Consider the following 6,000-nt stretch of genomic DNA (forward strand, 5'->3'; position numbering starts at 1 on the left):
AACCCCACGGTAGAAAGGCTTGCGGTCAGCTTCTGTCCGCGTTCTGGTCGGCGTTCCGTTCGGCGTTCTGGTCCGCGTTCCGGCCGGGTCCCGCCCGCGTTCCGGCCGGGCCCCGTCCGCGCTCCGCTTCTGCTTCCGTCAGCTTCTGTCAGCGTTCCGTCCGGGCCGGGTGTGGCATGGCCCCCCGCACTCGAAATCCCCCGCTCAGAACGGGAACTGGCTCCTGCCGTACTGGATGGAGATCCACTTGGTGGTGGTGAAGTCCTCGATCATCGACTCCCCGTTGAGCCGCCCCAGCCCGGAGTGCTTCTCCCCGCCGAACGGCACGATCGGCTCGTCATGGACCGTGCTGTCGTTCACATGGATCATGCCGGTGTGGACCCGCTGGGCGAACCGCACCCCGCGCTCGATGTCGCCGGTGTGCACGGCGCCGCTGAGCCCGTAGTCCGTGTCGTTGGCGATCCGGACCGCCTCGTCGTCGCCGTCGAACGGGATCAGCGTCACCACCGGGCCGAAGACCTCCTGCCCGAGGATCGCCGCACCCTCCGGGACCCCGCTGAGCACGGTCGGCCCCACCAGGGTGCCCTCGGTGCGGCCCCGCACCAGCGCGGTGGCCCCGCCGGCGATCGTCTGGTCGACGAGCGCGGTGATCGCCTCGGCCTGGCCCTCGTTGATCAGCGGGCCGATGTGGGTGGTGGGGTCGGCCGGATCGCCCACCTTCAGCGTCTCCACCTTGGCCACGAACTTCTCGGTGAACTCCCGCTCCACCGCCCGGTCCACCAGCACCCGGTTGGCCGCCATACAGACCTGCCCCTGGTGGACGAAGCGGCTGAAGACCGCCGCGTCCACCGCGTAGTCCAGATCGGCGTCGTCGAGCACGACCAGCGCGCTGTTGCCGCCCAGCTCCAGGACCGTGCGCTTGAAGTGGGCGGCGGCCACGGTGGCGACGTGCCGGCCGACCCTGTCGGAGCCGGTGAAGGAGATCACCTTCGGGACGGGGTGCTCGATCAGGGCGTCGCCGATCTCCGCGATGTCGGTGACCACGACATTGAGCAGCCCGGCGGGCAGCCCCGCCTCCTGAAAGATCCTGGCGACCAGGCCGCCGCCGCAGATCGGGGTGTTCTGGTGCGGCTTGAGGACGACGGCGTTGCCGAGGGCCAGCGCGGGGGCGACCGACTTCAGCGACAGCAGGAAGGGGAAGTTGAACGGGCTGATGACTCCGACCACGCCCACCGGCAGCCGGTAGAGGCGGTTCTCCTTGCCGTCGACGGGCGAGGGCAGCACGCGGCCCTCGGGCCGCAGCGCCAGCTGGACCGCCTCCCGCAGGAACTCCTTGGCCAGGTGCAGCTCGAAACCCGCCTTCACATGGGTGCCGCCGCACTCCGCGATGATGGTCTCGGTGAGCTCCTTCTCCCGGTCCTCGATGATCCGCAGCGCCCGCTCGAAGACCGCCCGCCGGGCGTAGGGGTTGGTGGCACCCCACTGCGGCTGCGCCCGCTCCGCCGCCCGGTAGGCCGCGTCCACCTCCTCGACGGTCGCCACGGTGATGGAGGCGAGCTTCTCCCCGTTGTAGGGATTGAAGTCAACGATGTCCCAGGAACCGCTTCCGCCGCGCCACTCACCGTCGATGAACTGAAGGGCCAACTCCGAGAAGTAGGACATGCCATCCCTATCTGGAGGACGCGGCGTCATGGACCGACAGCCGCGCACGCGTGGGGGGTATTTCCTGACAGAACGTCATCCTACTGATGAGTCAGGCATTCCGGAGGAGCCCGTGGAGCAAATCCCGGGTCTTCTCCGGCGAGAGGCTGTCGGCGCTGAGCCGCTCCAACACCCGCTCGTACTGGCCCACTTCATCGCGCTTGTCCAGATAGAGCGCGCTGGTGAGCTGCTCCAGGTAGACGACGTCGGGCAGGTCGGACTCCGGGAAGCGCAGCCGGGTGAACGCCCCGCTCTCCCCCGCGTGCCCGCCGAAGGCGAACGGCATCACCTGGAGCGTCACATGCCGATGCTCGGAGACCGTGATCAGATGGCGCAGCTGGGCGGCCATCACGCCCCGCCCGCCGTAGGGGCGGTGCAGCGCGGCCTCGTCCAGCACCACGTGGAACGCCGGGGCGCGCTCGGAGACCAGCAGCTTCTGCCGCTCCATCCGCAGCGCCACCCGCCGCTCCACCTCCGAGGCGCACGCCTGCGGCTGCCCCCGGGTGACCACGGCCCGGGCGTAGCCCTCGGTCTGCAGCAGGCCGTGCACGAACTGGACCTCGTAGCAGGCGATGTGGGAGGCGGCACCCTCCAGGCCGACATAGGTCTGGAACCAGCCGGGCAGTACATCGCCGTAACTGTGCCACCACCCGGCCACATTGGCCTCGCGGGCGAGCCCGAGCAGCGCCGTCCGCTCCGCGTCGTCGGTGACTCCGTACAGCGTCAGCAGATCCTCGATGTCCCGCGCCTTGAAGCTCACCCGGCCCAACTCCATCCGGCTGATCTTCGATTCGGAGGCGCGGATCGAATAGCCCGCCGCCTCGCGGGTGATGCCGCGGGCCTCGCGCAACCGCCTGAGCTGTGAGCCCAGAAGGATCCGGCGCACCACCGATCCACTCGACTCGCCTGCGGCCATCTCCGCGATCCTCCCTGTACGGAAAGCATCCCTGCGAACGGCGCCCCGCGGCCCCTGGGGGCGAAGTCTGCCACTGTACGGGCTCCGCGCCGTAGGCATGTCGTTACTCAGCCGGGGGATGTACGCCAGTGTACGGAGTCGGAAATCACCGTAAAACCCATCGGACCGGACCAACTTCCGTGCGTGCACGTGCATTTGCCCTTGCATCCGGCGTGCGCATTCGGAACCATAGGGTTTGCGCACGTGCAAGCTCGTACGAAATCTGGCCAGGATTCGTCACGGCCACGGATGCGGGAGTGCTCGCATGGGGAGCGAAGGTCCGACCCTGCTGGAACCCTTGTGGCAAGGGTCTGCCCCGATCGATCCCTCCGCCGTCTCGGGATCCGTCTCCTGCGCACTTCCCGCCCGCTACGAGGCGGTCAAGGGGGCCCGCCAGTTCACCGGCTCCACGCTGCGGCAGTGGAACCTCTCCGAACTCCTCGACGAAGTGGCGCTGGTCGTCTCCGAACTGGTCACCAACGCTCTCCGGCACGCCCTGCCCGGCGGCCCCGCGCCCGGTGAGCCGGAGCGGCCGGTGCGGCTCCACCTGATGCGCGGCCCCTCCCGGCTGGTGTGCGCGGTGCGCGACCCCAGCGCGGTGGGCCCGGTGACCGGCGAGACGGGGTGCGGCGAGGAGTCCGGGCGCGGTCTGCACCTCGTGGAGTCCTTCACGGACGGCTGGGGCTGGCAGCCGCTCGCGGACGCCACCCGCGGCAAGATCGTCTGGGCCGTCTTCCACCTTCCGACCCACGCGCAACCGGGCTGAGCGGCCCGCCCGCCCCTGGTGGCCACAAAGCTGGGCGAGCGCCGCCACCCGTCGCGGGCCTGGTCACCCATCGCGCGCCCGCCGTCACGGGGCTGGGCCGACCCCGCCGCCGTTGGACCGAACTCCCCGCCGTCACGGGCGGGTGGACTCCGGCGGGGCCGTGGTGATGCCCAGGCCGTGCAGCTGGAAGAGCCGGGTCACATCGTGCATCGTGACGATTCCCGTCAGCTGCCCGTGGTCCACCACCAGCACCGGCATTGCACCGCCCCCCGGCCGCGCCCGCTCCAGCACCTCGCTCAGCAGCTCACCGGGCTCGGCCACGGTGCACCGCGACAGCGGTGTCGCCACGTCGCGCACCCGCTGGGTCTCCCGGGCCTCGGCCGGCACCGCCGCGAGGGTGCGCAGCTGAACGGCCCCGCTGGGGCGCCCCTCGAAGTCCAGCAGCGGCATCACCGAATGCCGGGAGTGGGCCACCACCTCGTCGATGAACCGCCCCACGGTCAGCCAGTCCGCCCCGGAGGCGACCGGCGCCGACATCGCGTCGTCCACCCGCACCCCGCGCAGCGCCGTGTTGACTCCGGCCCGCTGCCGCTCCGCCTTGGCGATGATCACCATGAACAGGCCGATGAGCGAGATCCACAGCCCGCCGTTGTTCCCGCGCAGGAAGGAGATCCAGCCGAAGGCGATGAGCACCGCGCCGAGGACCTGGCCGCTGCGCCCCGCCGCCCGCTCGGCGCGGTCACGGTCCCCGGTGCGCCACCAGATCACCGCCTGCACCACCCGTCCGCCGTCCAGCGGCGCGGCGGGCAGCAGGTTGAAGACGCCCAGCAGCAGATTGGCCCAGCCCAGCCAGATCAGGACGGCGGCGGGCACCCCCCAGCCGATGAGGGCGTGCGCCCCGATCCCCGCGCCGACGGCCACACCGCCGATGACCAGGCTGGTGAGCGGTCCGACGACGGCCACCCAGAACGCGGCCCCGGCGGTGCGGGGCCGGCCCATCTTGGTCAGGCCGCCAAGCGCCCACAGCGTCACGTCCTCCACCGAGACGCCGTTCTTACGGGCGGTGACCGCGTGCGCGGCCTCGTGGAGCAGCAGGCTGCCCATCAGCAGCACGGCGCCGACGGCGCTGGCGAGGGCGTAGACGGCGCTGGTCCGGCCGGGGGTCCACGCGGGCAGCGTCTGGTGGCCGAGCCCGTAGGCGAGCAGGACGATCAGCACCGGGACGCTCCAGTGCATCCGCAGTGGTACCCCGAGTACGTGTCCGACACGGACCGAGCCGTTCATCGCCGTCTCACATCAGTTGGGTGCCCCCGCCCGCCACTACCAGTGTCGCGCGTCCGCGGCGATCAGCCCAGACCGGCCGGATCGTGCGCCAGATGGTCGAACTCGCCGTCCTTGGCCCCGCGCAGCATCGCCCCGACCTCGGCCGGGGTGTAGATCAGCGCCGGGCCGTCGGGGAACCGGGAGTTGCGGACAGCCACGTCCCCGCCGGGCAGTCTGGCGAACTCGACACATGACCCCTGGGAGTTGCTGTGTCTGCTCTTCTGCCAGACGACCCCCTGGAGGTCCGCGGCCGCCATGCCGTTGTAGGGGTGGTCGCGCACAGGGCTTCTCCACTGTTCGTGCAGCTGTCAACTGTCCCGGATCATAGCCGCGTTCCTTTGCCAATGCATGGGTGAATGCACTCGCTTATGCACGGGTAGATGCACCAGCAGATGCACGTGCACCTTCCGTACCGGCGTGATCACCGATACCCGGCGTCTCCTGCCCCCGGGTGAAGGAGAACAGTCGTCATGAATGACGCCGGGGTCCTCCCCCGGGTTGAGCGGACCTCGTCGCCGCCGCGCTGTCCGGCCCCGAGCCGGGTGCTGTCCGGCCCCGACCGGGCGTAGTCCGGCTCCGTAGCTCGTCGCCGCGCGCTGTCCCGACCCCGCCGCTCGTCGCCGGGCGCTGTCCGGTCCCGCCGCTCGCCGCCGCGCGCTGTCCGCCCGCCGCCCGCCGCTCGCCGCCGAGACGTCGTCGCCGGGCGTTGTCAGACCCCCCTGCCAGACTCACGGGCATGAGATGGGCGGCGGCGGAGACGGACCACGGGGGTGTTCGTCTCTGCCCGCTCGGCCCCGGAGGAGAGGCCGCCGGACCGGTTGTCGAGGTGACGGCGGAGCAGGGCGGGATAGCCGAGGCCGTGCGGTCCCGCCCGGAGGCCGACCGGTGGGTGTGGCGGTCCACCGCCGAGGTCTATCCGCGGCTGCTGGCCGCCGGGGTCCGGGTCGAGCGGGCCTATGACATCGAGGCGGCCGAGGCGCTCCTCCTCGGCCACGAGGGACGCTCGGGCGCACCGCGTTCGCTCGCCGCCGCCTGGGCGCGGCTGCGCGGGCTGCCCGTGCCCGAGGACCCGCCGCCGCGGGCGGCCGGGGCCCAGCCGTCGCTGTTCGAGCCCGGCCCGCCGCCGCTGCCGCCGGGCACCGACCCGCTCGACGCGCTGCTCGCGGTGTACGCGGGGCAGCTGGTCCGCACGGAGGCGGCCGAGCACCCGGACCGGATGCGGCTGCTGACCACCGCCGAGTCGGCGGGGATGCTG

Annotated in this window: 5 protein-coding genes and 1 pseudogene; 2 read left to right on the top strand and 4 right to left on the bottom strand. The window is 71.5% G+C overall.

Going from position 1 to position 6,000, the window contains the following annotated elements:
- Positions 1 to 204: 204 nt before the first annotated feature.
- Both AXW62_RS01000 and AXW62_RS01005 read right to left on the bottom strand, forming a co-directional pair.
- Positions 205 to 1,662 (bottom strand): aldehyde dehydrogenase family protein, encoded by a 1,458-nt coding sequence (locus AXW62_RS01000; protein ID WP_060942790.1) that lies wholly within the window; start codon positions 1,660 to 1,662, stop codon positions 205 to 207.
- A 91-nt stretch (positions 1,663 to 1,753) separates the two neighbouring features.
- Positions 1,754 to 2,617 (bottom strand): Sco1979 family transcriptional regulator, encoded by an 864-nt coding sequence (locus AXW62_RS01005; RefSeq protein WP_060942791.1) that lies wholly within the window; start codon positions 2,615 to 2,617, stop codon positions 1,754 to 1,756.
- Between the two features lie 304 nt (positions 2,618 to 2,921).
- On the opposite strand from AXW62_RS01005, the gene AXW62_RS01010 reads away from it, so the two are divergent.
- Complete coding sequence (locus AXW62_RS01010) at positions 2,922 to 3,422, top strand: ATP-binding protein (protein WP_174556337.1); 501 nt, start codon at positions 2,922 to 2,924, stop codon at positions 3,420 to 3,422.
- A 132-nt stretch (positions 3,423 to 3,554) separates the two neighbouring features.
- Here the strand turns inward: AXW62_RS01010 and AXW62_RS01015 are convergent, their stop codons facing one another.
- Both AXW62_RS01015 and AXW62_RS01020 read right to left on the bottom strand, forming a co-directional pair.
- Positions 3,555 to 4,706, bottom strand: coding sequence for a site-2 protease family protein (locus tag AXW62_RS01015; RefSeq protein WP_060942792.1), 1,152 nt, complete (start codon positions 4,704 to 4,706; stop codon positions 3,555 to 3,557).
- Between the two features lie 62 nt (positions 4,707 to 4,768).
- Positions 4,769 to 5,002 carry a DUF397 domain-containing protein gene (locus AXW62_RS01020; RefSeq protein ID WP_030838154.1) on the bottom strand — a complete coding sequence of 78 codons (234 nt, stop codon included), beginning with the start codon at positions 5,000 to 5,002 and terminating at the stop codon, positions 4,769 to 4,771.
- 479 nt (positions 5,003 to 5,481) lie between these two features.
- On the opposite strand from AXW62_RS01020, the pseudogene AXW62_RS01025 reads away from it, so the two are divergent.
- Positions 5,482 to 6,000, top strand: a pseudogene (locus tag AXW62_RS01025) (bifunctional 3'-5' exonuclease/DNA polymerase); the annotation flags it as partial.

This window comes from Streptomyces hygroscopicus subsp. hygroscopicus, from assembly GCF_001553455.1.
Classification (GTDB): domain Bacteria; phylum Actinomycetota; class Actinomycetes; order Streptomycetales; family Streptomycetaceae; genus Streptomyces; species Streptomyces hygroscopicus.

What these genes read in the sequence shown, in the direction of transcription:
- AXW62_RS01000 (WP_060942790.1), bottom strand. Translation starts at nt 1,662, where the DNA reads ATGTCCTACTTCTCGGAGTTGGCCCTTCAGTTCATCGACGGTGAGTGG.
- AXW62_RS01005 (WP_060942791.1), bottom strand. Translation starts at nt 2,617, where the DNA reads ATGGCCGCAGGCGAGTCGAGTGGATCGGTGGTGCGCCGGATCCTTCTG.
- AXW62_RS01010 (WP_174556337.1), top strand. Translation starts at nt 2,922, where the DNA reads ATGGGGAGCGAAGGTCCGACCCTGCTGGAACCCTTGTGGCAAGGGTCT.
- AXW62_RS01015 (WP_060942792.1), bottom strand. Translation starts at nt 4,706, where the DNA reads ATGAACGGCTCGGTCCGTGTCGGACACGTACTCGGGGTACCACTGCGG.
- AXW62_RS01020 (WP_030838154.1), bottom strand. Translation starts at nt 5,002, where the DNA reads ATGGCGGCCGCGGACCTCCAGGGGGTCGTCTGGCAGAAGAGCAGACAC.